Genomic DNA, 24,662 nt, shown 5'->3' on the forward strand with positions numbered 1-24,662 from the left:
ATGATGACGAAACAACAGGATTACCGGAATCCGGTGGCGACGATGGCGTAGCGAAGATTGCGCGTCACGACGTCCCGGTAAGTTGGGGGTGTGAGGAGGTCACTGAACAGTAAGGGCAAAGGATCGATCAGATCCGGGTCAGAGAAAGCAGCATTTGCGCAGGAGCCAAAGAGCTCGGTTTGTTGATTTGCTTCTGGTCCGCGCATCGCCATACCGGCCCGCGGTCACATCAACGCCGCACACAGAGGCCTGATACATGACAGCACCCGATCACACGCTCGCACCGTTCAAAAATCACTTGCACCAACGGGGGCATCCATACATGGCTCAGATGGAAGGCCGCTCATCCGGGCACTGACCTTTTGGCGAAAATGCTGCCGGTTTTAATCGCCGTGGGTTTAGCAAGCGGCGGCGTGCTTTTGTGGATTGTCCGGCATTTGCTGCGCGTGTCGGGCCAACTGCAAACCAGTGAAGCGCAGGCGCGCCGGGATATCGTCGCCCTACAGCAGGCAAGAGAGGCAGCCGAAGTCGCCGACCGGGCAAAGATGAACTTCATGAGCGTCGTGAGCCACGAGCTTCGGACGCCATTGACGGTCATTCTGGGCTACGCACGGCTTGGAAAAAACCTGCGCAAGATGCCTCCTGCGCAGCGGTTGGAGGAGGTCAGTCACCTTGGCCAAGTTGATCCGGCGCTGCTGCAAAGCAGCGTAGAGGATGTGCTGCGGACCGCGACCACAGGTATGGAGAAAATTGAACGATCCGGCGAGCATTTGCTGTTCCTTGTCAACGAACTGCTGGATTACGCAAAGATGGAAACAGGCCGCCTAGAGGTCGATCCAGAGATTTGTGACGTGCTAGAGGTCCTTAACCCCGTGGTGGACCAGATGAGGACCCTCACGGACGAAAAAGGACTAAAGCTTGAGGCCACAATGGCCCCCTGTCTGATGTTGGCAGACGTGACGCGCACGCGGCAAATTGTCATCAACCTGATCGGAAATGCCATCAAGTTCACCGATGCGGGCAAGGTGTCTGTCGTCGTCAACGAGTCTGAGGACAAGGTTCATATCGAGGTTTCTGACACAGGGACGGGGATCGCACCCCACGAGCTTGAGAAGATATTCGATGCGTTCCACCAGGCCGATGGCTCATTTTCCCGCAGTGCTGCCGGGACCGGATTGGGCCTATCCGTTGCAAGAGAGCTCGCTCACCTTGAAGGTGGGACCATCAGTGTTCGCAGTGAAGTCGGCGTCGGCAGCACATTCACCTTATCGCTTCAAAAAAGTAAGTCACCCGATCCCAGCTAAGCGTATGAATAACCAGTATTGCTAGGAATTTGGTGCTTGGCCTGTCCGGGTCCGGTCGTGTCCCCGCAATGTGGTCGTCACGCGCAGGGAAGGAAGTCAGCCCCGTCTAGGCTGACTTCCGTATGTTTTTAGAATGGGCTGTCGGGATAGTAGAACTGTGCGGCATTGTCCGGGGTGACAAGCACGGACCCGATAGTAAAGGTGCCGGACACCGGCGCGGTAGAGGTCATACCAACGGCCGTGAGTTCGATCGCCGTCGCGATCATTGAGGGTGGATAGGTGACGTCCGCGGGGATCATCGCATCGCCGTCCATCACGCGCTTGACCATTTCCTTCATGCCCGCGCCGCCCAGCACGAATTTGACGTCTTGCCGGTCCGCCGCCTCGATTGCGGCAAGCACGCCGACCGCCATGTCATCGTCAGAGGCCCAGACCGCGTCGATCTGGTCATACTTTGACAGGAAATCCTGCATGACGTTGAAGCTGTCGTCGCGGTTCCAGTTGCCGTGCTCCATGCCGACAATCTCGATCCCTGATCCTTCAATGGCTGCCTCGAACCCTGCAACGCGTTCGTTGTCGATGGTCGTCGGGATGCCGCGCAGCACGACGATCTTGCCGCCATCGGGCATTTGGGACCGCATGAATTCGCCCGATACGGTGCCAAAGCCCGGGTTGTCACCGGCAACGTAAAGATCCTCGATCCCCGGGATCGACAGTCCGCGATCGACGACCGTGACCCAGACTCCACTGTTGGCAACGGATTGGACGGGCGGGGTGATCGGATCAGATTCAAAGGGCAGCACCACCAGCGCACTGATGTTGCGGGTTGCGACCATGTCCTCGATGTCGTTGACCTGCTTGACCGCGTCGGACGCCGTGGCCAGCACGAAATCAAGGTCGGGATAGACCTCTTCCAAACGCTCAATGGCCTCTTGCGCATGAAAATTCATGCCGCCCGCCCAGCCGTGGGTCGCCGCCGGGATTGACACGCCGATCACTTTGGTATCCTGCGCCATGGCCGCGGTGCCGATGGCAATTGCGGCGGTCCCGGCAAGTATCGTTTTCAAATAAGACATTGTTTCTCCTCCCAGAGCAGCGAAGTTGTCAGCCCTTCGCCTTGGCTTCTCGCTGTAAAATGACAGCCAGTACGATGATGACGCCTTGGATCGCACCATTCAGGTAGGGCGAGACGAGGTCGGTCAGATTCAAAATGTTGTCGATTAAACTTAGGATCAGCACACCGATCACGGTGCCCCAGACCCGGCCAAAGCCGCCCTTTAGGACCGTGCCGCCGATGATCACGGCGGCGATGGCTTCAAGTTCCCACAGAACGCCAGTGGATGCAGAGGCAGAGCCAAGGCGCGGGACATACATGATTGTGGCGACGCCCACGAGCAGGCCGAGCATGATATAGGTCAGCATCCGCGTGCGACCTACGTTGACGGATGAATAATGGGCGACGTGCTCGTTCGATCCGGTCGCCGCGCAGTGACGGCCAAAGCGGGCGCGGCTCATCAGGATTTCGCCCAAGATAACGACGACGGCAAAGACGATGATTGGCCAAGACACGCCAAGGATGCCGTCAAAATAGACCGGGCGGTAGAAGGTGCGCAGATCGAAATCGAGCGACAGGGTGCCGCCATTGGCGAGCCATGTTACAAGGCTGCGGTAGATGCCCATCGTGCCCAGCGTCACGATAAAGGCCTCGATCCCTAAGGTGGTGATCAGAAAACCGTTTAACATGCCCGCTGCGATCCCGGCGATCAGGGCCACCAGCATCCCCAGTAGAATGATCGGGATGCCGACGCCCAACGTGGGCAGGGCGGCGTTCATCACAAGGATCATCATGCCTGCGATAAATGCCGCCATAGAGCCCACCGACAGGTCCAGCCCGCCCGCCGTGATGACAAAGGTCATGCCAACCGCGATGATCCCGATAAAGGCAGAGCGTGACAGCACGTTGTTGATATTGCCCGCACTTAGGAAATTGCCGTTCAACGCAGCGCCAATGACGATCAAGATCACCAGCGCCAAGATCGGACCAAGCACGCTCATTGACGGTATCCGGCTGCGTCTGCGCGGGGGATTTGCTGTTTCGGTTGCCATCAGGCGGCCCTTTCGTCTGGGTCAGCACCCACGCCCATGGCGCAGCGCACAATTGCGTCTTCGGTGATGGCGTCGCCGTCCAGCGTGCCAGCAATCCGGCCCTGCCGCATAACCAGAACGCGGTCGGACAGGCCGATGATCTCTTGCATCTCTGACGACACGACGATGATCGCTTTTCCAGAGGCCGCGAGCGCGCGTAGAAAGGTGTAAATTTGCTGTTTCGTGCCAATGTCGATGCCGCGTGTTGGCTCGTCGACGATCAGGATGCGGGGTTCGGATTGCATGATTTTGGCCAGCAGCAGCTTTTGCTGGTTCCCGCCCGACAGATTGCCGACCAGAACATCGGCGCTGCCTGCGCGGATATCGAAGTCCTTGACCGCCTGCGCAAGTGCCGCATCCTCTGCACGCCGATCAATCAGGATACGGCCAAAGCGGGCCAGCGCCTGAAGCGTCAGATTGACCCGCATCCCCTTGTCCAGCAGCAGCCCGCGCAATTTGCGGTCCTCTGTCATATAGCACAGGCCATTGTTCAACGCGTCGGCCGTGTTGCGTATAGCCAAGGGCTGCCCTTCGATCTGCAGCGCGGATATTGTCGCTGGGCGTAGGCCGCAAAGGCCCTCCATCGCTTCCGTCCGGCCAGAGCCGATCAGGCCAGCGATGCCAAGGATCTCTCCTTGATGCAGGGTAAAGTTGATGTCTTGTGCGTGGCCGGGCACCGTCAGCCCCTGTACCTGCAGCGCAATGCGCGCATCATGCGCCACGCCCGGCTTTGGCGGATAAAGGGCGGATACGTCACGCCCAACCATCGCCGTCGCCATGTCATCCTCTGTCATGGCCGCGACCATGTCGCTGCGCACAACGGCCCCGTCGCGCATGATTGTCACGCGGTCAGCGATCGCGGCGACTTCGCCCAGTTTGTGAGAGGTGAAAAGGATGGCTGTGCCCGCCGCGCGCAATGCGCGGACCTGTTCGAAAAGCACCTCTACCTCTGATCCGGTCAACACGGCTGTCGGCTCGTCCATGATAAGGACGCGCGCATCGCGGCTAAGCGCCTTGGCGATTTCGACCATTTGCTTGTCTGAATTTGACAGGCGGGACACGGGGGTGTCCGGGTCGATGCGGCATTTAAGGCGGCCAAGGTACTGCTGCGTCAGGTCCCGCATCCGCCACTTGTCCAGCAGCAGGCCGCGCCGTAGCTCGCGCCCAAGAAAGATATTCTGCTCAACGGTGAGCTGTTCAGCAAGGTTGAATTCTTGGTGGATCAACACGATCCCCGCAGCTTCGCCATCATGCAAAGAGTCAAAGCGGACCTCTTTGCCGTCCAGCATAATGCGGCCCGCGGTGGCGGGCTGATAGCCCGCGAGGATCTTCATGGTGGTTGATTTGCCTGCTCCGTTCTCTCCGATCAGGGCGAGCACTTCACCGCTAAGCAATGTCACGTCGATGCCTGACAGAACTTCGACGGGGCCAAAGCTTTTGTGGACGCCCCGTAGGGCGAGGATGGGGGCAGCAGTCATGTGGCAGGGCCTTCTGAAGGGGCGCGGGTGCCCGGCAGGTTTTCGCGGATGTAGATCGCGGGCACGATCAGGGGTGCGTCGGGCAGGGGGTGCCGGTCAGCAAGGCTGCGAAGCAATGCAAGCGTGCGTGTAATCTCTTCCTCTGGCCGTTGATCAATAACGATATCAATCAGGCCGGCCTCTAGCGCCGCGCGGTTATGGGCGACAAGTTCGTGCAGAACGATGACCGGGCGCGGGCGATCTGCAGGCAGCGCGGCGATGACCCTTATCAAGCCGGCGTTGCCCGCACCGGCGCTGTAAATTGCTGTAATCTGCGGGTCGGCGGCAAGGACGGCGCGCAGGCGGGCTTCAACCACATCGTGGCGGTCGCGCCCTTCGACCAGCGGCGCTGTCGTCAATGTGGTCGGGGCGAGTGTCTCGCGCAGGCCGGCTAAACGTTCAGCATGGTCACGGGCCGTTATTGCGCCAATGATCGGCAGCACTCTGCCAGCCCGGCCGCCGTGCGCCAGCACGATGAGCCCGCCTGCGGTCCGCCCGGCCGTGGCGTTGTCGATCCCGATATAGGCGTCGCGCTGTGGTGCGGGCATGTCAGAGATCATCGCAAGCACCGCAACCCCTTTCGCCCGCAGGGCAGCGATGGCGTCATCAACACCTGCGCCGATGATCCCAACAAGGGCGACACCGTCCACGTCGATTTGTGCCAGTTTGGTTAGGCAATGGGCCAGCGCCGCCGGATCAAAGGCGGCAACGCGTTCGATTGCGATCTGGACGCGGTCGGTTCCGGCGGGTGGATGTGCGTTGCGTAGGATGGTGCAGACGCGGTCAAAAAAGGTGTTCGTGCCTTCGGGAATGACAAAACAGAACCGGTAGATTCGGCGCTGCGCCAGATTGGCAGCCGCGACATTGCGCACATAGCCAAGGTCGGCGACCGCCTTAAGCACAGAGGCGCGCGACTTCTCGGCCACGGCTCCGCGCCCGTTTATGACGCGATCGACGGTCGCATAGCTGACGCCAGCCTGCGACGCCACATCAACCAGAGTCGGTGCGCGCTTCACGATATGAGTCCTCCCGGTTGTAGAGGATCATCGCATTGCCGCTACGTCAAATGATTTCTGATAGACGTCTTTCATTTGCAGAGGGTGCAAGATGCTTCGGTACACCCGTCCCGCCGTCATCATGCGCAATGACCTTTGCCTGCAGTGTCTTGCCGTCGGGATCGGTGACGTGCTTCAAGACGCCTGTCGCAAGACCCTGACCTTCAGTCGGATGCGGCGCGCGCGACAAAGTAGTCGATTAAGCGGCGTGTCAGGGCCTTTTGTGGTCCGATGTCAGGCCAAACTGCATAAATGCCAAGGTCGGGCAAACGCCAGTCGGGCAGGACTTGGACAAGGGCACCCGAGGCCAGTTCGGCGGTGATCTCTCCTGTTGGAAGGTGCTGCACGCCGAGCCCTGCCATGACGGCAGACACGGCAGAGCCGATTGTGTCGACCTCTAGCCTGATGTTTTCCGGCTGGAACGACACAGCCCTGCCGCCACATTGCAGCGTCTGCATGTCAGGCAGCATTGTTAGGGCGACGAAATCACAGGCAGCGAGATCCTCGATGGTCTTTAGGGGTGCCCGGCTGGCCAGATAGTCCGGCGCGGCCACCATGACCCGTTCGAATGTGCCAATCCGGCGGCTTTTCAGACTGCTGTCGGCCAACACGCCAAGGCGGATCGCGATGTCGAACCCTTCTTTTACCAGATCGACGGGCGCGTCGCTGCTGTGCAGTGAAATGGCAATCAGGGGATGCGCCTTGGCAAACGCCCAGAGCGTCTGGCGCAACGGCATCTTTTCGCCCCAGGCTGGCATTGTCAGGCGCAGGGCACCGACCGGCTCGCTGCTGCCTGCGCTGAGCGCGTCAATCGCTTCTTCCCCCGCGGTGATCATCCGGCGGGCGGGGGGCAGGGCGGCGTGGCCTTCGGGCGTAAGGGACAGCGACCGGGTGGATCGAAAGAAAAGCGTGACGCCCAGCTTGGCTTCTAACCGGGACAAATGGTGGCTGATGACCGAGGTCGACAGCTTTAACCGCCGCCCCGCCGCGCTAAGGCTGCCCGCATCGGCGACGGCCACAAAGACGGCCAAACTGCGGTAGTCGTCGATCATCTTTCTAATTTCTCGTTAAATCTTGTCGTGATTATCAGGCTAATCGAAAGGCGGCGTAGCGTCTATTTCTGTTTCTCAACGACAGGAGACGAAGATGCCAAGTAGCACCGCAACAATTTCGACGACCCGCGCTAGTGGATATCTGCAGCAGCTTTGCAAGCATTTCGCCCACAAGGTGCCAGTCACTTTCACGCCGCAGGCAGGTCAAATCACGCTGCCGTTCGGGACCAGCACCCTGCAGGCACAAGGCGACACGCTGACGCTGACCGTGACCGGAGAGGCGGACGCATTGGCCCGGTTAGAGCAGGTCATCGGCGACCACCTTGCCCGGTTCGCCTTTCGTGAAAACCTGTCGCTGACGTGGAAACACGCCGCCTAAACCTGCCACCCCCTTCAAGGAGTTCGTACCATGACGATCGCCGTCACCGCCGTTTCAGGCCAGCTTGGCCGTGCTATCGCGCAAGCGCTTTTGGATATGAAGTTGGACCAACCGATTATCGGTCTGGCCCGCACCCCTGCGAAAGTCACGGGGCTTGGGATCGACGTGCGCCCGGGGGACTATGATCAACCCGATGATTTCAAGGCATCATTGGCGGGTGTTGATACGCTGCTGCTGGTGTCCGGCCTTGCCGCGCCGGACGTGCGCATTCAGCAGCACCGCAACGCGATTGATGCTGCCCGCGCCGCTGGCGTGCGCAAGATCGTCTATACCAGCATTCAAGGCCTAGAAGCGGGCACGCCCTTTTCCCCCGTGGTGCAAAGCAACCGCCAGACCGAAGCTGACGTGCGCAATAGCGGCTTGATCTGGGCCATCGGGCGCAATGGCATCTATATCGAACCCGACGTCGAATATATCGACACGTACCGCGCGCGGGGCAAGGTCGCGAATAGCGCTGGCAGCGGTAAATGCGGCTACACGACCCGCGCGGAGCTAGCCCGCGCCTATGCAGCGCTGCTGACGACCGATGGCCATGATGGGCAGACGGTAAACCTGAACGGCACGCCGATGACGCAGGCCGAATTGGTCGCCTATCTGAACCGCGCTTTTGGCACGCGACTGACGTACCGCGAAATGACGCCGGCCGCATACGTCGCGGACCGCACGGCTGAACTGGGCGATTTCTATGGCCCGATCATTGCCGGAATCTACGAAGGCATCCGCCTTGGCGCAAACGACACCCCCGGCGATGTCGCGGCCATCACAGGCCGCCCGCATCAAAGCTGGGACGCCTATTTCGGTGCGCTTGGTGCGGAACTGAACCCCTTGCGCTGACCCAATTACCCCCCCCAAAAAAAACAGGAGAACACCGTGAATATAAGAACCTTGCTGGCATCTGCGGCCATCGCGACCGCCCTGCCGATGCTCGCCATCGCAGACATCGCCGAAAACAAAGCCTTTGCGATCGAGGCCCTAAGCGCGACGCTGGGCGCTGGCAACGCAGACGCCGTCGATCAGTACTTTGCCCCCGGCTACATCCAGCACAACCCCGATGTGCCAAGCGGCACGGACGGTCTGAAAGACATGATCAAGATGCTAAGCGCCAGCGGCAATTTCAAAGCCGATTTCGCCCGTGTCATCGCTGACGACGACCTTGTCGTCTTTCACGGCCGTTATGAAGGCTTTGGCCCGTCGCCAATGATCGCCTTTGACGTCTTTCGCGTCGCAGACGGCAAGATCGTAGAGCATTGGGACAACCTGATCCCTCAAGCTGCGCCAAACCCGTCGGGTCACACTCAGATCGACGGCGCTACCGAAATTACGGACGTCGACAAGACCGAGGCGAACAAGGCCTTGGTTGCAGATTTCATCAATAAGGCGCTGATCACGCACGAAGAAATCCAGTTCACCGACTATATCAACCCCGCATCCTACACCCAGCACAACCCGATGGTTGCTGACGGTCTGGACGGCTTCGGTGCCTTCATGGGCGAGATGGCCGCCAAAGGCATCACCATGACCTACAACGAGGTCTACAAGGTCATCGGCGAAGGCAACTTTGTGCTGACCATGTCGGACGGCGCGATCGGGGATGAGCCACAAGCCTTTTACGACCTGTTTCGCGTGCAGGACGGTCTGATTGTCGAACATTGGGACGTGATCGCCCCGATGCCAGCTGCGGACGCAGCACATAACGACGCTGGCAAATTCTAAACGCAGGCGCGGCCCCTTGGGCAAGGGGCCGCCTTATCAAAAGGGGCGCATTATGCACCGCAGAACACTTCTTAAAACGTCACTGGGCGGCGCACTCGCGCTGATCCTTGGCACGCAAGCAGGAGCTGACCAAATGGACGAGACCACACAAGCAAGCTTTGACACCGTCATGGCATTCATGGGGGCCATGGGCTCTGGCGACATGGAGACGATGAATGCGCTAATGGCCGACGATATGGTCTGGCACAATGAGGGCGACAAAAGCCTGCCATGGATCGGTCCGTGGAACGGCAAAGAGGCAATCCTGACGTTCCTGCCGATCTTTGGCGCAAATTTCCAGACGACCGCTTGGGACAACACGGACGCCTTTGCCTCTGGTGACACTGTCGCCGTTTTTGGCAAAATGAATGGCGTGACGACCAAATCCGGCAAGGAGATTGGCGAGTTCACTTTCGCGCTGCGTGCCAAGGTGCGGGATGGTCAGGTGGTGCTGTGGCATTGGTTTGAAGACAGCTACGCCGTCAGCCAAGCGTATCACGGCTAAAGCCGTGAGGGGGCAGGGGGCGGGATGACCGCCCCTTTGCCGCATCTTAGTAACCCTACCATCCACGCCGGGCGCGATGGTGGAATTTGGCGCGGTCCGCCGCACAGAAAAAGGCATAACATCATGGCACCCAAAGGCTATTCTCGGATCCAGATCAGTCTGCACTGGATGATTGCGGCCCTGATCGTCGCACAATTCGCGCTGCACTATCCCATCGTCGCCGCATGGGAGGCGCTCGCCGCGGGCGAGGTGCCTGCCATGACAGCGCTGGTCTATTACCATGTCATCGGCGGATCGCTGATCCTTTTGCTGGCGATCTGGCGTCTGACGGTACGGTTCACACGCGGCGTGCCTGCGCTGCCTGAACATGAAGCGCCGATCCTCAAAGGGCTGGCACTTCTGACGCATTGGACGCTTTACGCCTTCATGATCATCCTGCCGATTACCGGCCTGCTGGCATGGTTTGGTGGCAGTGAAACGTCGGATTACATCCACACGACCCTGAAACTACCGCTTCTTGCGATCGTCGCCTTGCACTTTGCTGCGGCACTTTTCCAGCAGTTCGTGCTCAAAACCGGCCTGATGCGCCGGATGATGCGCGCCGCCGACTAAGCGGGCCCGTTTTTGCCGGGGTCCCCGTTATGCTGCGCACTTTTGGTGTGGCGGGGGCCGAGGCGGCAACATTGAGTATATCAGGCGTCTTGTTGCGATCCGAGTTTGGTCACAGTCAGGGAAATCGTGGCGGCAGCGGCCGTTGCCGTGCCACGCGATGGGCGCGCTTTGGGATTGGCCCTTCTGAATAATTGGATGGGCTACTACCCTGCGTCGCTTATAAAAAGCCGCTTGGTTTTCCATTTTTAGGCGAAGCTATAAACTGATCGGTTTGTTCATCTTTCGAGCCTCTTCTCGGTTGGTATCCAACCTAAAGCGGTCCAAATGCGGTCGTTGAAAACAAACATTGCATCTTCTGCGCGATATTCTGGCGCAGGTCAAAACACTGTGATGCTGAACTGCAACGTTTGGTTGAATTGCCTTAAAATTCTCTTAACGCAGATGCCGAGCTATAGAGAAAAGCGTGAAATGATGAGAAAGAGAAGGGATGTACGGCTGGAGATCTGTTATGAAGTTTGCGTTTAAATCACAGATCTGCGGGCTCGTCGCCTCTGCCTTGCTTCTACTTTCGCCGACTGATGTGTCAGCCACGACATTTACAATGACCGTTCCCACAACGGGCGTTACGTTGCCATCAGAGTATCCACAGGCTGGCGGCGTCGTGACGATCCTAACGGGTGTGAATGGCAACATTTACTACCAATTCAGCGATCCATCTGGTGCTTACGTCGGATACAACTCTAACGGGACACCGACGGCGTTTCGCGGCAACCCTTTCACGATTAACAGCGCGATCAATTTAAACTGCGGTTTCTCTGATTGTGCGACCTATTTTGGCGGGGCCATTGCGCGCATGGACGTGCGCCTGACGGCGTACGATGGCGACACTCAGAGCAACGGGTTCGACTTTAACGATATCTCTTTGCTGGTAAACGGCGTGAATATCGGCAATTGGTCCGCCCTTACCACTGAAAAGACAGACTTGAGCGGTGCACAGTCGCGCGGGTTTGAAACTGGCTTTGGCAACAATACGCTGAACACAGGCTGGTTTTCTTCGACGAACACCGCGTTGCTTAGCAATATCCTACAAACCGGCAAGATAACGAACCAAGTTTTTGACGTTGATCCCAACGACAACTTTTGGGATTTTACCTATGGGAGTTCCCTGCAGGATACTGGCCTTCGGACCATCGCGCCGGGTGTGGAATTTGATAAACGCTTTGACGCAGGCACGACATTCTCTGCTGTGGGTGATGTCCTGCGCTATGACTAAACTGTCCGCAACATTGGCTCTGTCGAGCTGACAAATGTTGGCGTCACGGACAACAAGATTCCAAGCGTATCTTGTGACACGACGACCTTGGCGAAAACCAATCCGGGCGCTGATCCAAGCACCTTGGCGACGGCAAATTGCGTTGGTTTTTATACAGTGACACAGGCCGATGTAGATCGCGGGACCCTGACGAATATCGCGACCAGCAGCGCGACCCCGGCTTTCGGTCAACTTGGTAGTTTCACGGATACTGTGACGCTGACCGGGCCGGTACAGAATTCGGTGTTGAACTTGTCGAAAACGGCAAGCCCCACAAGCTTTACCGCCATCAACCAGACGATCACCTATACATTTACTGCGACGAATGCGGGAAACACGACGTTGACGAACGTCGTGGTGACGGATCCGAAAATTCCGGCACTGTCCTGTACGATCGGCACTCTGCTGCCCCTGTCGACCACTAACACCGTCAATACCGCGACCTGTACCGGCACCTACCGGACCACGCAGGCCGATGTGGATGCCTTTGCGCGCAGCAACCAGCCTTTGACAAACACGGCCACGGTGCGTGGCACGGACCCGCGCAACACGCAGGTGTCCCGCACCGCGACTGCGAATGTCCCCGGTCCGGCCGCTTTGCCGACGCTGACGATCGACAAAACAGCGGTTCAGACGACTTACAGCGCTGTGGGTGCCGTGATCGCCTACAGGTTCGACGTGACCAATACGGGCAACGTGACATGGCCAAGCCCGCCGACTGTTACCGATACAGTGACCGCCCCGGCAAGCTGTCCGTCAGGCGCCGTGGCGCCCGGTGCGACTGTGCGCTGCACTGTGAATTATAGTGTGACGCAGGCCGATATTGACCGCGGACAGATCGACAACACCGCCACGGCCACAATCACGATCAATGGCGTGACCCGTTCGGCAAACGACTCCCATTCTTTGCCCGCGACGCTGACCCTGTCGCAAAGCATCGTAAAGCGCCTGAAGGCCGGCACGGTGACACCGTTTACCGCGGTCGGCGATCCGCTTGTGTACGAGTATGTGCTGAAAAACACCGGCAATGCCTCTATCACCAATCCGGTTGTCACCGATAACAAGGTTGCGGTGACTTGCCCCGTGGGTGTCGTGGCCCCCGGCGCGTCGGTCATCTGCACCAGCGCCACTTATAGTGTCACGCAGCAAGATTTGGACGCCGGGCAAGTCGTGAATACGGCGACCGCCAATGGCACCGGCCCGCTGGGCGGCGCCGTTCCACCAGTGACAACCAGCCTGCGCGTCGATGCGCAGCGTTTGCCTGCCCTGACCATGGACAAGGTCGCTGAGACGATTGCACCCGAAGATTTCGCACCCGGTCTGCCGGTCGATTACACCTATACTGTCACCAACACGGGCAACGTGACGATCACGGCGCCCATCACGGTAACCGACGACAAGACGCCCGTGTCTTGCCCGGCCCTGCCTGCTGGGGGGCTATCGCCGACTGCGCCAAACAACACGCTGACCTGTACCGCGACCTACGTCGTGACAAATGCCGACTTTCTGAACGGGCTTGTCACGAACAACGCTTTTGCCACGGACGGCCAGACCCAATCCAATACAGACAGCGCCACGATTCCGCAAAATGGCACGCCGGGCCTGTCGCTGGCCAAGACCGCGCTGACTGCTAGCTTTGCAGATGTCGGTGACACCATCGACTATCGTTTCACCGTGACCAATAGCGGCGAGACGAACATCATCGATCTACAGCCGATTTCGATCACCGACGCCAAGATTGATCCCGCGACCCTCAGCTGTGCCCAGCCACCCGTATTAGCCCCGACAGAGTCGTTTGACTGTCTCGGCACCTCTGTTCCGCTGACGCAGGCCGATGTGGACAGCGGCAGCTATGCAAACACTGCGCACGCCAGCTTTGACTTCACGCGCGATGGCAATACGACGCTTGTGCAATCAGCAACAGCGACAGCGGTTGTGCTGTCATCCAACGTGCCGGATTTCACCGTTGTTAAATCCGGTCCTTCGGCGTTTTCGGCTGTCGGTGAGGTCATTACCTACTCGTTCGCAGTGTCGAACCTGAACGCGCAGACATTGACCAGTGTCGTCCTGACCGATCCGCTTATTCCGGGCCTATCTTGCCCGATCAGCAATCTGCAGCAGGGTGCGCCGCAGACATGTCAGGGCACCTATACGGTCACTCAGGCCGATCTGGACCGCGGCATGATCGACAATACGGTCACCGCTGTCGGCACCGGACCGCAAGGCGGGCAGGCGACACGCACCGATGATCTCAGCATCGCGATTGATCCGGCCGCTGCGACCAAGGTTCTGACGTTCGACAAGACCGCCAGCGTCACCAGCTTTGACGCACCCGGCGACGTGATCGACTATACGCTGACCGTCACAAATGATGGCAACCTGACGCTGACCAATGTCGTTGTGACCGATTCAGTGCTGGGCCTGTCCTGCACAATTCCGTCACTTGCGCCGACCGCGACGGATGACAGCTGCCGTGGCAGCTATACGATTACACAGGCCGACATCGATGCGGGCGACTACGTTAACGCGGCGCAGGCCGTTGCCGACGACGTGGCGCCGCAGCTGGATTCCGTCACGGTTGCGGGTCCGACCCTGAATTCGGCCATCGCTTTGACGAAAGCCGCCAGCAACGCATACGCCGCTGCCAATGATCCTGTCGTCTTTACCTTCCAAGTCGAAAACACCGGTAACGTGACTCAAACTGGCGTCGTGATCACCGATGAGTTCTTTGATCCTGACCTTGTCTGCAACGTCCCTGATTTGCAGCCGGGAGAGGTCGATAACTCTTGCACCGCCACCTACACAGTCACCCAAGATGACGTCGACGCCGGTACGTTTACCAATACGGCGCGGGTCGATGCGACGGGCGGCAATGGCATAGCTGCCTTTGACGAAGATACAGCCATCGCAAGTGGTCCTGCTGCGGCACCTGCCGTCCGGATCGAAAAATCCTCTGCCGATGGCGTCTTTGGTGCCACAGGGACTAGCGAAGTGTTCACCTTCGAGGTGTATAACACAGGCAACGTGACCTTGACCTCTGTCGCGGTCAGCGATCCGCTGACTGGCTTTGCCTGTACGACGGGGCCGATTTTGCCCGGGGCGTCGACGACGCTCTGTGATGACACATCGCCAATGACGACTGCGCCGCTTTTGGTGACGCAGGCGAATGTCGATGCGGGTACCCTGTCCAACACGGTTTCAGCTACAGCGCAAAGCCTGCGCGGCGGCCCTGTCAGCGGATCAGACACGCTGACGCTTGCCGGTCCTACGCAGCTGCCAGCGCTGAGCATCGACAAGCAAATTGCTGCGGGCGATGATTTTGCCACCGTTGGCGCGACCGTCAGCTATAATTTTGTTGTCCAGAACGCGGGCAACATCACGCTGACTCAGCCGATCACGATTAACGACGCCGCAGTGCCCGCAGTTTGCCCGGCGCTTCCGGCTGGCGGCCTTGCGCCTTTGGCGACCCTGACCTGCACAGGCAGCAAAAAGGTCACGCAGGCCGATCTGGACCGCGGTTATTTTGACAATACCGCCTCTGCCAGTGTGACGCAGCCCGTCGTCCCCTCTGCCACCTATCCCGGCGGTACTGCGGCTGTGACCTCTGCGACGGATACGGTCCGCGCAAATGCTGACCAGCTGCCCGCGCTGTCGCTGGTCAAGCGGGTTAAACCATTAACGCCGTCCAGTTTTTCCGTCCTGAATGCGCCGATTGTCTATCAGTTCATCGTCAAAAACAGCGGTAACGTCACAACGACCGCCGATACCATCATCAATGACGTCAATATTCCGGCTAATCTGACCTGTGCGCCTGCGGGTCTGGCCCCCGGTGCCTCTGCCACCTGCGAGACGACATGGAATGCGACCCAAGCCGCGCTGGACGCGGGTTTCTTTACCAATACGGCAAGCGCGACAACGGCCTTTGACGGCGCAGCGGTCACCTCGCCCGATGCGACGGCGACCGTTAACGCGGTGCAGAACCCGCGTCTGGTCATTGCCAAGACAATCACAGACGTCACACCTGCGAACGCCTTTCAGGCCGGCACGGTTCTGACCTACCAATATGTCATTACAAACCCGCTGACCGGACCGGGCACGCCGGGGAACGTGACGATTGACGGACCTTTCAGCGTCGCTGACAATCGCACGACGGTGACCTGTACCCAACCCGCGAGCGGCGCGCTTGCACCGGGCGAATCCACCACCTGTACCGCGACCTATACGGTGGTCAGCGACGACCTTGATCTTGGCTCTGTTCAGAACACTGCATCCGCCAGCGGCACATTTAATGGCGCAACCATTACCTCCCCCAAGACCGTTGCGATCTATCCTGTCGACGCAAAGCCTGCCGTTGACGTTGAAAAGGTCGCGGACCCTGTAGGGGCTACATTCTCTGCGGTCGGAGACAAGCTTTACTATAGCTACACCGTCATCAACCCCGTGCGGGAACCTGGTCAGAGCGGTGTCGCACTTGTCGAGCCGGTCTTTATTCAGGACGACAAACTGGGGAATTTCGAATGCCGTCCACGTGACCCGGCACAAGATTTCAACATCGGCGACCGCTATACTTGTAATACCTTCGATCTGGGCTTGCCCTATGTCGTTACGCAGGCAGACTTGGACCGGGGCTTTGTCACGAACGAGGCAACCGCCCAGACCACCTTTGCGCGTCTGTCGCCAAGCCCTATCCCCGTTGAATCCAGCGCGGTCGAAGTCACGATCACGGGTGCGGAAACCCCGGGCCTTACCCTGACCAAGGCCGTCACAACAGGACCTGCGGTCGCTGTTGCCGGGGACGCGCTGACTTACACGATCCGTGCCACCAACTCTGGCAACCAAACGCTGCGCGGTGTTGTCGTCACAGATCCGCTTATTCCTGCGCTGACCTGTGACCCAAGCGGTACCAATATCACCCTGCTTCCCACGGAATTCGTGGAATGCACCGGGACCTATACGGTCACGCAGGCCGATATCGACGCAGACGACGTCTTGTCGAACACCGCATCCGCGCAGGCCACAGACCCGCAGGGCGATGACGTCTTGGGCTCCGTGACCAACTTGCAGGATCTTGATCCGCCGCTGCCCGCCGTAGCAATCCTGAAAGAGCAGATCGACTCTGACGGCACCGTCATCAACCCGCCTGTCTACAATGCGGTTGGCGAGGTTCTGACCTTCCGGATGACGGTCACAAACACCGGAAATATCACGCTAGACAATGTCGCCGTCACTGACAGCCTTGTTGCGGGAACCTGCAACGTCAGCGCGCCGCTGGCGCCGGGTGATATCGATAACAGCTGTTTGTTTACCTACGCGGTCACGCAGACTGACATCGATGATAATACCATCGCAAACCAAGGCAGCGTCACGGCTGACCCGCGCGCGCCGGGTACGACTCTGGCGCCTGCAACGTCTGACCTGATCAGCAACGGACCTGTGCGCGAACCCAAGGTGTCGCTGACGAAATCTGTTGATCAGACCAGTTTTAGCACGACGGATGTCGCGCTAACCTATGGTTATGTGATTGCTAACGAAGGCAATATCACGCTGACGGACCTGCCTCAGCTGACCGATGACAAAATCCCCGCGGCGGATTTGGTCTGTGACGCTTTTCCGGCCACCGGCCTTTTGCCAGGCGATGCGATCGAATGCCGCGGCACATATCTGACGACGCAGGCCGACGTGAACGCCGGCTTCGTCACCAATATCGCGGATGTGACGATTGCAGATCCGCTCGACCCGCTGACGCCGCTCACCTCTCAGGATACGCAAACTGTCGCCGCCGACCGTGTCAGCGCTGTGACCCTGACCAAGCTGGCCGACGATGATGCCTTGGTCGTGGCAGGTCAGGTCATCACCTATAGCTACCAGGTCACGAACACTGGGAACACGACGCTGACAAATATCAGCGTTGGTGACCAGCACACCTCTGCTGGCGGTACATCTGCACTGACGCTATCCAATAGTGGCGCGATTGCAAGTCTGGTCCCGCTGCAAAGCGTGACGTTGACCGCGACCTATACGGTCACGCAGGCCGATGTGGACGCAAACACGCCGCTGACCAATACGGCGACCCTGTCTAGCGTTAGCCCCGACGGGGTGAATCCGTCTGCTGTCGCAGAGGAAAGCGTCTCTGTCGCGCTGCCAGCACCGGACCTTTTGGCAACCAAATCTGTCGCCACACAGCCGACGGGCGCTGCCGCGGTTGGCGATGACATTGTCTACGCGATCACCGTGGCAAACACCGGAAACGTCAGCCTGTCCTCTGTCACATTTGACGACGTGCTGACCCGGTCCGGTGGCGCCGTCGTCACGCCTGCGCCTGTGCTTGTCAAAACGGGCGGTGATACTCTGAACCCCGATATCCTCGACGTGGGGGAAGTCTGGACCTACAGCGCGACGCATGAACTAACGCAAGACGACATCGACGCTGGTGGTTTGTCCAACGTTCTGACCGTGACCGCGACGGACCCAAATGGCACCGATGTCGACGATCTGGCCGGAACGGGCACGGGCGATAACGAGGACCCCGCGACCGTCACGCTCCAGCAGGCTGGCGCGCTGGAAGGCACGAAAACGCTAGAGCCGCTGACTGTCCCGGCCGTTGCCGGCACCGTGGTCACCTTCCGCGTGACGCTTGCGAATACGGGAAACGTGACCCTTCGCAATGTCGTGCTGACGGATGACCTGCGCCGCGCTGATGATACGGCGATCACGCCGCTGCCCGTACCCGTTAAAACAGGCGGCGACGCTGGGCTGCCGGACGTGCTCGAAGTCGGCGAGACTTGGACCTACGACGTCCTTTATACGCTTGAACAAGCCGATATCGATGCGGGCGGGATCACGAACAGTTTGACCTTTGCGGCCCAGACACCGGCGAACATCGCTGTGACTGACGTCTCGGATGACGGCATTGATGACGACGGCAATACCCTTGATGACCCTGCTGAACTCCTCATCACGCCTGCGCCATTGCTTGAGGTGACAAAGGTCGTGCGCGACACGGGCTCTGCTGTTGGCGATGTGGTTGTGTTTGAAATCACGGCTGAGAATCTGGGCAACGTCAGCCTGCGCGATCTGACGATCAGCGATACGTTTACGCGGGCGGACGGGTCCGTGATCACGGGCGCGGTGCCTGTGCTGGCGGATCCTGCGGTTGCGGGCGATCCGCTGCTGCCGAACGGGACCCGTGTCTGGACGCTGAGCCATACGCTGACGCAGGTCGATCTGGATGCGGGCGGGCTAGTGAACACGGCGACGGTGACGGGTCTTGATCCGTCGGATGCGCCGATCAGCGATGTCTCGGACAACGGCGTGGACGGCGACGGTAACACGGCGGACGATGCGACGGCTTTGCCGATTGCGGCGGTGCCGGGGATTGAGCTGACGAAAGTGCTGACGACCTCTGGCCTGATTGCGGGTGATCCGGTGGTGTTTACGCTGACGGCGGTGAACACGGGCAACGTGAGCCTGTCGGACATTGCGCTGAGCGACACGTTCACGCGGGCCGATGGCACAGCGATCACGGGCGCGGCGCCTGTGCTGGTGGATCCCGCGGTTGCGACCGATCCGCTTTTGCCTACGGAAACCCGTGTCTGGACGCTGAGCTATACCTTGACGCAGCCCGATATCGACGCGGGCGGTTTGGCGAATACCGCCACCGTGGCCGGCACTTTGCCGGGCGGCGGCACGCGCAGTGACGTGTCGGATAACGGCGTGGACGGTGACGGCAATACGCTGAACGATCCGACGCTGCTGCCGATCACGCCTGCGCCATTGCTTGAGGTGACAAAGATCGTGCGCGACACGGGGTCTGCGGTTGGTGATGTGGTTGTGTTCGAGATCACGGCTGAGAACCTTGGCAACGTCAGCCTGCGCGATCTGACGATCAGCGATACGTTTACGCGGGCCGATGGCACGGTGATCACGGGCGCGGTGCCTGTGCTGGCGGATCCTGCGGTTGCGGGCGATCCGCTTTTGCCGAACGGGGTTCGTGTCTGGACGCTGAGCCGTACACTGACGCAGGCCGATGTGGATGCGGGTGGGTTGGTGAACACGGCGACAGTGACGGGTCTAGATCCGTCGGATGCGCCGATCAGCGATGTGTCGGACAATGGCGTGGACGGCGACGGCAACACAGCCGACGATGCGACGGTTCTGCCGATCGCGGCGGTGCCTGCGCTGGCCGCGGTGAAGGTGATCAGCAGCGGTCCGGTGACGGTCGGCAGTCTGGTTGTCTTTGACATCAACGTGACGAACACCGGCAATGTGACGCTGCGCAGTGTCGCGATCGCCTCTGACACCTTGACGCGGGCGGATGGGACAGCGCTGACGCTGACCAGTGGTCCGGTGCTGCGGTCGTCGGATCAAAACTCGCCTGCGGGCACCTTGGCGGTGAATGAAACCGGGATCTGGCGCGCGACGTATCGTTTGACGCAGGCCGACGTGGATGCGGGCGGGATCGCCAATATCGCGGTGGCCACGGGCACGGCGCCCGGCGGCACGGTGGTGACGGCGCAGACGGTGGATGCGGATGCCGGCGACGGCAACCCGGCTGTGCTGACGATTCCGGCAACCCCGGCGCTGCGGCTGGTCAAGGTGCTGACGGCGGGTGGCCCGACGTTCAGCGCGGTCGGCGATGTGCTGGATTACCGCTTTGACGTGACGAACACGGGCAACGTGACCCTGACCGATGCCATCACGATTGTGGACGCGCGGATCACGGATGCGGGCGGCACGATCAGCTGTCCGTCAGGCCCGCTGGCCCCGCTGGCGCGGACCAGCTGCACGGCAAGCTATGCGGTGACGCAGGCCGATATCGATGCGGGCAGCGTGACGAACACGGCGCTGGCGCAAAGCGGTGCGGTCGTCAGTGCGCCCAGCAGCGTGACGGTGCAGGCGCAGCAGACGCCCGCGCTAGAGATGGTCAAGACGGCGGTGTCGATCTTTGACGGCACGACGACGTCGTCTGTGATCGAGGCGCAGTACTTCGTCATCGATGCGGTTGTAACCTATAATTACGTGGTGACGAACACCGGCAATACGACGATTACCGATGCGATCACGGTGACCGACAACCTGACGGCGGTCAGCTGTCCGGTACTGCCGGACGGGCTTGCGCCCGCCGCGCAGACGATTTGCGAAAGCACCTATACGGTGACGGGCAATGACGTGACGCTGACGGCTGTGACCAATACGGCGCGGGCGATTGCGGGTCCGGTGCGCAGCCCGATTACATCCGAAACTGTGCCGCTTGATGGCGTGCCGTCGCTGGGCGTAAGCAAGGCGCTTGTGCAGGTGAACGGCGTGGCTGGCACGGCGTTCACGGCGGTGGGTGATGTGCTGACCTATCAGTTTATCGTGGAAAACACCGGCAATGTGTCCTTTGCGCGCGATGTGAGCGTGACGGATACGCTGCTGACTGATCCGGTGGTCTGCTTTGACAGCCAGGGCAGCACGCGCGATCTGGCGTCTGGCGATACGGCGGTTTGTACGGCGCCCTATACGGTGAACCAAGACGATCTGGACCGGGGCCAAGTGATCAACGAGGCCGTGGCCACGACACTGTTCGGTGCGGACGGCGATACGACGCTTGTGTCCTCGCGCCCTGCGCGGGTGGTCTCTGCTGCGGATGTAACCTCGGCCCTGACCTTGGTGAAATCGGCGGCGACGCTGCCGATCACGGCTGCGGGGCAGGTGCTGACCTATACGCTGACGATCGAGAATACGGGTAATCAACGCCTGCGGTCTGTCGCGGCGACGGATGCGCTTTTGCCGGATCTGAGTTGTGCGGCTGCAGTGCTGGAGCCGGGTGCGCAGCTGATTTGCGCCGACACCTATACGGTGACGCAGGCGGATGTGGATGCGGGGACGCTGGTCAATACGGCTGATGTCAGCGCGATCACACCGACGGGGGCTGGGCGGACGGCGACGGATACGCTGACGCTGGATACGCCCGCGGCGCGCAATGCGCTCAGCCTGTCAAAGGTGCCCAGCGTGTCGCCCTTTGGTCTGGCGGGTAGCACGGTGACCTTTGATCTGGTGCTGCGCAACGACGGCAACCTGACGCTGTTCGATCTGGTGGTGACGGACCCGTCGATTGACGCGGGTTATAGCTGCACGGTGGCGGAACTCGCGCCGGGCGACAGCAATAGCGACTGTTCTGTCAGCCGCGCGGTGACGCAGGCGGACGTGGACGCGGGCAGCCTGTCGAACACCGCCTTCGTGGCGGGCGAAGATGCGCAGGGGAATGCGGTCGCGGGGCAAGGCAGCGTTATTGTGCCGGGACCGATCAATGTCTCTGCACTTGAGGTGACGAAGGTCGTGCGCGACACGGGCTCTGCGATTGGTGATGTGGTTGTGTTTGAAATCACGGCTGAGAATCTGGGCAACGTCAGCCTGCGCGATCTGACGATCAGCGATACGTTTACGCGGGCGGACGGGTCCGTGATCACGGGCGCGGTGCCTGTGCTGGCGGATCCTGCGGTTGCGGGCGATCCGCTGCTGCCGAACGGGACCCGTGTCTGGACGCTGAGCCATACGCTGACGCAGGTCGATCTGGATGCGGGCGGGCTAGTGAACACGGCGACGGTGACGGGTCTTGATCCGTCGGATGCGCCGATCAGCGATGTCTCGGACAACGGCGTGGACGGCGACGGTAACACAGCCGACGACGCCACGGTTCTGCCGATTGCGGCGGTGCCGGGGATTGAACTGACGAAAGTGCTGACGACATCCGGCCTGATTGCGGGTGATCCGGTGGTGTTTACGCTGACGGCGGTGAACACGGGCAACGTGAGCCTGTCGGACATTGCGCTGAGCGATACGTTCACGCGGGCCGATGGGACAGTGATCACGGGCGCGGCGCCTGTGCTGGTGGATCCTGCGGTTGCGACCGATCCGCTTTTGCCAACGGAAAGCCGTGTCTGGACGCTGAGCTATACCTTGACGCAGGCGGATATCGACGCGGGCGGTTTGGCGAATACCGCCACCGTGGCCGGCACCTTGCCGGGCGGGGTGGTTTTGACCGATGTGTCTGACAACGGCGTCGACGGCGACGGCAATACTTTGGACGACCCAACGCTGCTGCCAATTTCGACTGCACCAGGGCTGGAAGTCACAAAGGTGCTGTCCCAGACGGGCAGTGCTGTAGGTGATGTCATCGTTTATCAAATCACGGTCGAGAACACCGGCAATGTGACCCTGACTGAACTGGTCGTCACCGACACGATGACGGATATGGCTGGAAACCCGCGCGATTCCGGGGCGGTTGTCTTTGTATCGGGCAATGATGCGCGGATTTTGGATGTTGGCGCGACGAACCTGTTCGAAGTCACCTACACTTTGACCCAAGAAGATCTGGACGCGGGCGGCCTGATCAACTCGGCTGTTGCCACAGTCGAGACGACGGCGGGCGGTGTGCTGACGGATAGTTCGGACAACGGTCTGGATGACGACGGCAATACGACTGACGATCCCACGGTACTGCTGCTTGACGGGATTTCATCCATCGCAGTCACCAAGTCCGCTGGAACTTGGGAACGGCGGGCGGCTGACCGCGTGGCGATTGATTTCACAATTGAAGTCGAAAACACCGGAACGGTCACGCAAACCGGGCTACAGGTCATTGACGATCTGCAGGCCTTTGCTTCCCCGGGGCGGGTTATCGCGGTGACGCGGCCCGTTGCATCCGGGTTCGAGGGGACCGGCAGCGGTGCGGCGGGTTTCAATGGCAAAACTAATATTGATACCCTCAGCGGCGACGTGAACCTTGCTGTGGGTCAGACGGGTGCGATTTCCTTTACCGTGCTTATTGATCCGACTGCGGGCTATCCCGCGCAGGAAAACGTGGCGCTGGCAAAAACGGATCGGATCGTCGACGGCGTATCTGGCGCTGTTGCCGTGCCGGCGCTTCCGGATGCGGATGTCAGGGTCGTAAAACTGGCCAATACGGAAACGGCCATTTTGGGCGGGACGGTCGGCTATACCCTGACCTTCGAGAACATGAACCAAAGCGTTGAAACGGGTCTGACCCTGATCGACAGCTTGCCTGATGGGCTGGCCTTTACGCCTGGCTCTGCCCGCTATGACGGGGCTGATACGCCGCAGCCGGTCGTAAGTGGCCGTCTGCTGGAGTGGCAGAACATCACCCTTGGGCCGTTGCAGAAGGTGACGATCACCCTTGATACGCGCGTCACGGGCGGCGACGGCAACCTGACCAACACCGCCTATGTGCTTGATCCGGGGCAGAATATCATCTCGAACCGGGCAGAGGCGACTGTGACCCGTCGACCAGAAGCGGTGTTCGATTGCGGCGATGTGATCGGCAAGGTCTATGATGATCGCAACATGAACGGCTATCAGGATGGGCCGACATCGGTTTCGCGGGCACAGATCACCGACCAGACCTATATCGGCGGTAAGAATGATCCCGCGATCACCGCGCTTCCGCAGGGTGAACCCGGTCTGGCCGGGGTGCGCTTGTCGACGGTAAGCGGCACGATCATCACCACGGATGCCTTTGGCCGCTTTAGCGTCCCTTGCGCCGAGCTGCCTGCCGATATCGGGTCGAACTTCACACTGAAGCTGGACACGCGCACATTGCCAACAGGCTACCGCGTCACCACGGAAAACCCCCGTGTTGTGCGCCTGACGCCGGGCACTGTGACCAAGATGAACTTTGGTGCAGCCATCGCCAATGTCGTCGATATTGACCTGACCGCCGAGGCCTTTGTCAGCGGCACAGCGACCCCGATCCCGGCCCTGCCGGCCGGTGTCGACAGCCTGATCGCTCAGATCCGTGACGTGCCGTCGGTGCTGCGTCTGAGCTACTATCTGCAAGGCGAAGACCGTGCGCTGGCCCGGGCGCGCATGGACGCGGTTGAAGAGATTATCCGCGTCCGGTGGCGCCAAACCGGCCGATACCGTTTGCTGATCGAACGCACCATTCAGGCGCTGCAATAAGATGGAGAA

At 60.1% G+C, this 24,662-nt stretch carries 13 protein-coding genes; 8 read left to right on the forward strand and 5 right to left on the reverse strand.

Features of this window, described 5'->3' with window-relative positions:
• Nucleotides 1–413 precede the first annotated feature (413 nt).
• Nucleotides 414–1,304, forward strand: a complete 891-nt coding sequence (locus BM131_RS15310) for a sensor histidine kinase (RefSeq protein ID WP_245754269.1) — start codon at nt 414–416, stop codon at nt 1,302–1,304.
• A gap of 128 nt (nt 1,305–1,432) precedes the next feature.
• Here the strand turns inward: BM131_RS15310 and BM131_RS15315 are convergent, their stop codons facing one another.
• From BM131_RS15315 to BM131_RS15340, 5 genes are all read right to left on the reverse strand, one after another.
• Nucleotides 1,433–2,380 (reverse strand): ABC transporter substrate-binding protein, encoded by a 948-nt coding sequence (locus BM131_RS15315; RefSeq protein ID WP_090190891.1) that lies wholly within the window; start codon nt 2,378–2,380, stop codon nt 1,433–1,435.
• A gap of 28 nt (nt 2,381–2,408) precedes the next feature.
• A complete protein-coding gene (locus BM131_RS15320) occupies nt 2,409–3,359 on the reverse strand; it encodes an ABC transporter permease (RefSeq protein ID WP_090190892.1) in 951 nt (316 codons plus the stop codon).
• 50 nt (nt 3,360–3,409) lie between these two features.
• Complete coding sequence (locus BM131_RS15325; RefSeq protein WP_090190894.1) at nt 3,410–4,927, reverse strand: sugar ABC transporter ATP-binding protein; 1,518 nt, start codon at nt 4,925–4,927, stop codon at nt 3,410–3,412.
• Nucleotides 4,924–5,982, reverse strand: a complete 1,059-nt coding sequence (locus BM131_RS15330) for a LacI family DNA-binding transcriptional regulator (RefSeq protein ID WP_090190896.1) — start codon at nt 5,980–5,982, stop codon at nt 4,924–4,926. The genes BM131_RS15325 and BM131_RS15330 overlap by 4 nt, the downstream gene beginning before the upstream one ends.
• Nucleotides 5,983–6,185: 203 nt before the next feature.
• Nucleotides 6,186–7,073 (reverse strand): LysR family transcriptional regulator, encoded by an 888-nt coding sequence (locus tag BM131_RS15340; protein WP_090190899.1) that lies wholly within the window; start codon nt 7,071–7,073, stop codon nt 6,186–6,188.
• Nucleotides 7,074–7,167: 94 nt separating this feature from the next.
• Between BM131_RS15340 and BM131_RS15345 the strand changes: the two genes are divergently transcribed.
• The 7 genes from BM131_RS15345 (at nt 7,168) to BM131_RS15375 (ending at nt 24,653) form a co-directional block, all read left to right on the forward strand.
• A complete protein-coding gene (locus tag BM131_RS15345; RefSeq protein WP_090190901.1) occupies nt 7,168–7,452 on the forward strand; it encodes a DUF2218 domain-containing protein in 285 nt (94 codons plus the stop codon).
• A 30-nt stretch (nt 7,453–7,482) separates the two neighbouring features.
• Nucleotides 7,483–8,346, forward strand: coding sequence for an SDR family oxidoreductase (locus BM131_RS15350; protein ID WP_090190902.1), 864 nt, complete (start codon nt 7,483–7,485; stop codon nt 8,344–8,346).
• A 36-nt stretch (nt 8,347–8,382) separates the two neighbouring features.
• A complete protein-coding gene (locus tag BM131_RS15355; protein ID WP_139222649.1) occupies nt 8,383–9,225 on the forward strand; it encodes a nuclear transport factor 2 family protein in 843 nt (280 codons plus the stop codon).
• A 52-nt stretch (nt 9,226–9,277) separates the two neighbouring features.
• Complete coding sequence (locus tag BM131_RS15360) at nt 9,278–9,769, forward strand: nuclear transport factor 2 family protein (RefSeq protein WP_245754270.1); 492 nt, start codon at nt 9,278–9,280, stop codon at nt 9,767–9,769.
• A 123-nt stretch (nt 9,770–9,892) separates the two neighbouring features.
• Nucleotides 9,893–10,381 carry a cytochrome b gene (locus tag BM131_RS15365; RefSeq protein WP_175499377.1) on the forward strand — a complete coding sequence of 163 codons (489 nt, stop codon included), beginning with the start codon at nt 9,893–9,895 and terminating at the stop codon, nt 10,379–10,381.
• A gap of 601 nt (nt 10,382–10,982) precedes the next feature.
• Nucleotides 10,983–11,654, forward strand: a complete 672-nt coding sequence (locus tag BM131_RS15370; protein WP_139222650.1) for a hypothetical protein — start codon at nt 10,983–10,985, stop codon at nt 11,652–11,654.
• 12 nt (nt 11,655–11,666) lie between these two features.
• Complete coding sequence (locus BM131_RS15375) at nt 11,667–24,653, forward strand: DUF7507 domain-containing protein (protein ID WP_425434308.1); 12,987 nt, start codon at nt 11,667–11,669, stop codon at nt 24,651–24,653.
• Nucleotides 24,654–24,662 lie beyond the last annotated feature (9 nt).

This window comes from Loktanella salsilacus, from assembly GCF_900114485.1.
In the GTDB taxonomy this organism is placed as follows: Bacteria; Pseudomonadota; Alphaproteobacteria; order Rhodobacterales; family Rhodobacteraceae; genus Loktanella; species Loktanella salsilacus.

Excerpts from the sequence above, each read along its gene's own strand:
- BM131_RS15315 (WP_090190891.1), bottom strand. The coding sequence starts at position 2,380 with ATGTCTTATTTGAAAACGATACTTGCCGGGACCGCCGCAATTGCCATC.
- BM131_RS15325 (WP_090190894.1), bottom strand. The coding sequence starts at position 4,927 with ATGACTGCTGCCCCCATCCTCGCCCTACGGGGCGTCCACAAAAGCTTT.
- BM131_RS15340 (WP_090190899.1), bottom strand. The coding sequence starts at position 7,073 with ATGATCGACGACTACCGCAGTTTGGCCGTCTTTGTGGCCGTCGCCGAT.
- BM131_RS15320 (WP_090190892.1), bottom strand. The coding sequence starts at position 3,359 with ATGAGCGTGCTTGGTCCGATCTTGGCGCTGGTGATCTTGATCGTCATT.
- BM131_RS15365 (WP_175499377.1), top strand. The coding sequence starts at position 9,893 with ATGGCACCCAAAGGCTATTCTCGGATCCAGATCAGTCTGCACTGGATG.
- BM131_RS15370 (WP_139222650.1), top strand. The coding sequence starts at position 10,983 with ATGACCGTTCCCACAACGGGCGTTACGTTGCCATCAGAGTATCCACAG.
- BM131_RS15345 (WP_090190901.1), top strand. The coding sequence starts at position 7,168 with ATGCCAAGTAGCACCGCAACAATTTCGACGACCCGCGCTAGTGGATAT.
- BM131_RS15360 (WP_245754270.1), top strand. The coding sequence starts at position 9,278 with ATGCACCGCAGAACACTTCTTAAAACGTCACTGGGCGGCGCACTCGCG.
- BM131_RS15350 (WP_090190902.1), top strand. The coding sequence starts at position 7,483 with ATGACGATCGCCGTCACCGCCGTTTCAGGCCAGCTTGGCCGTGCTATC.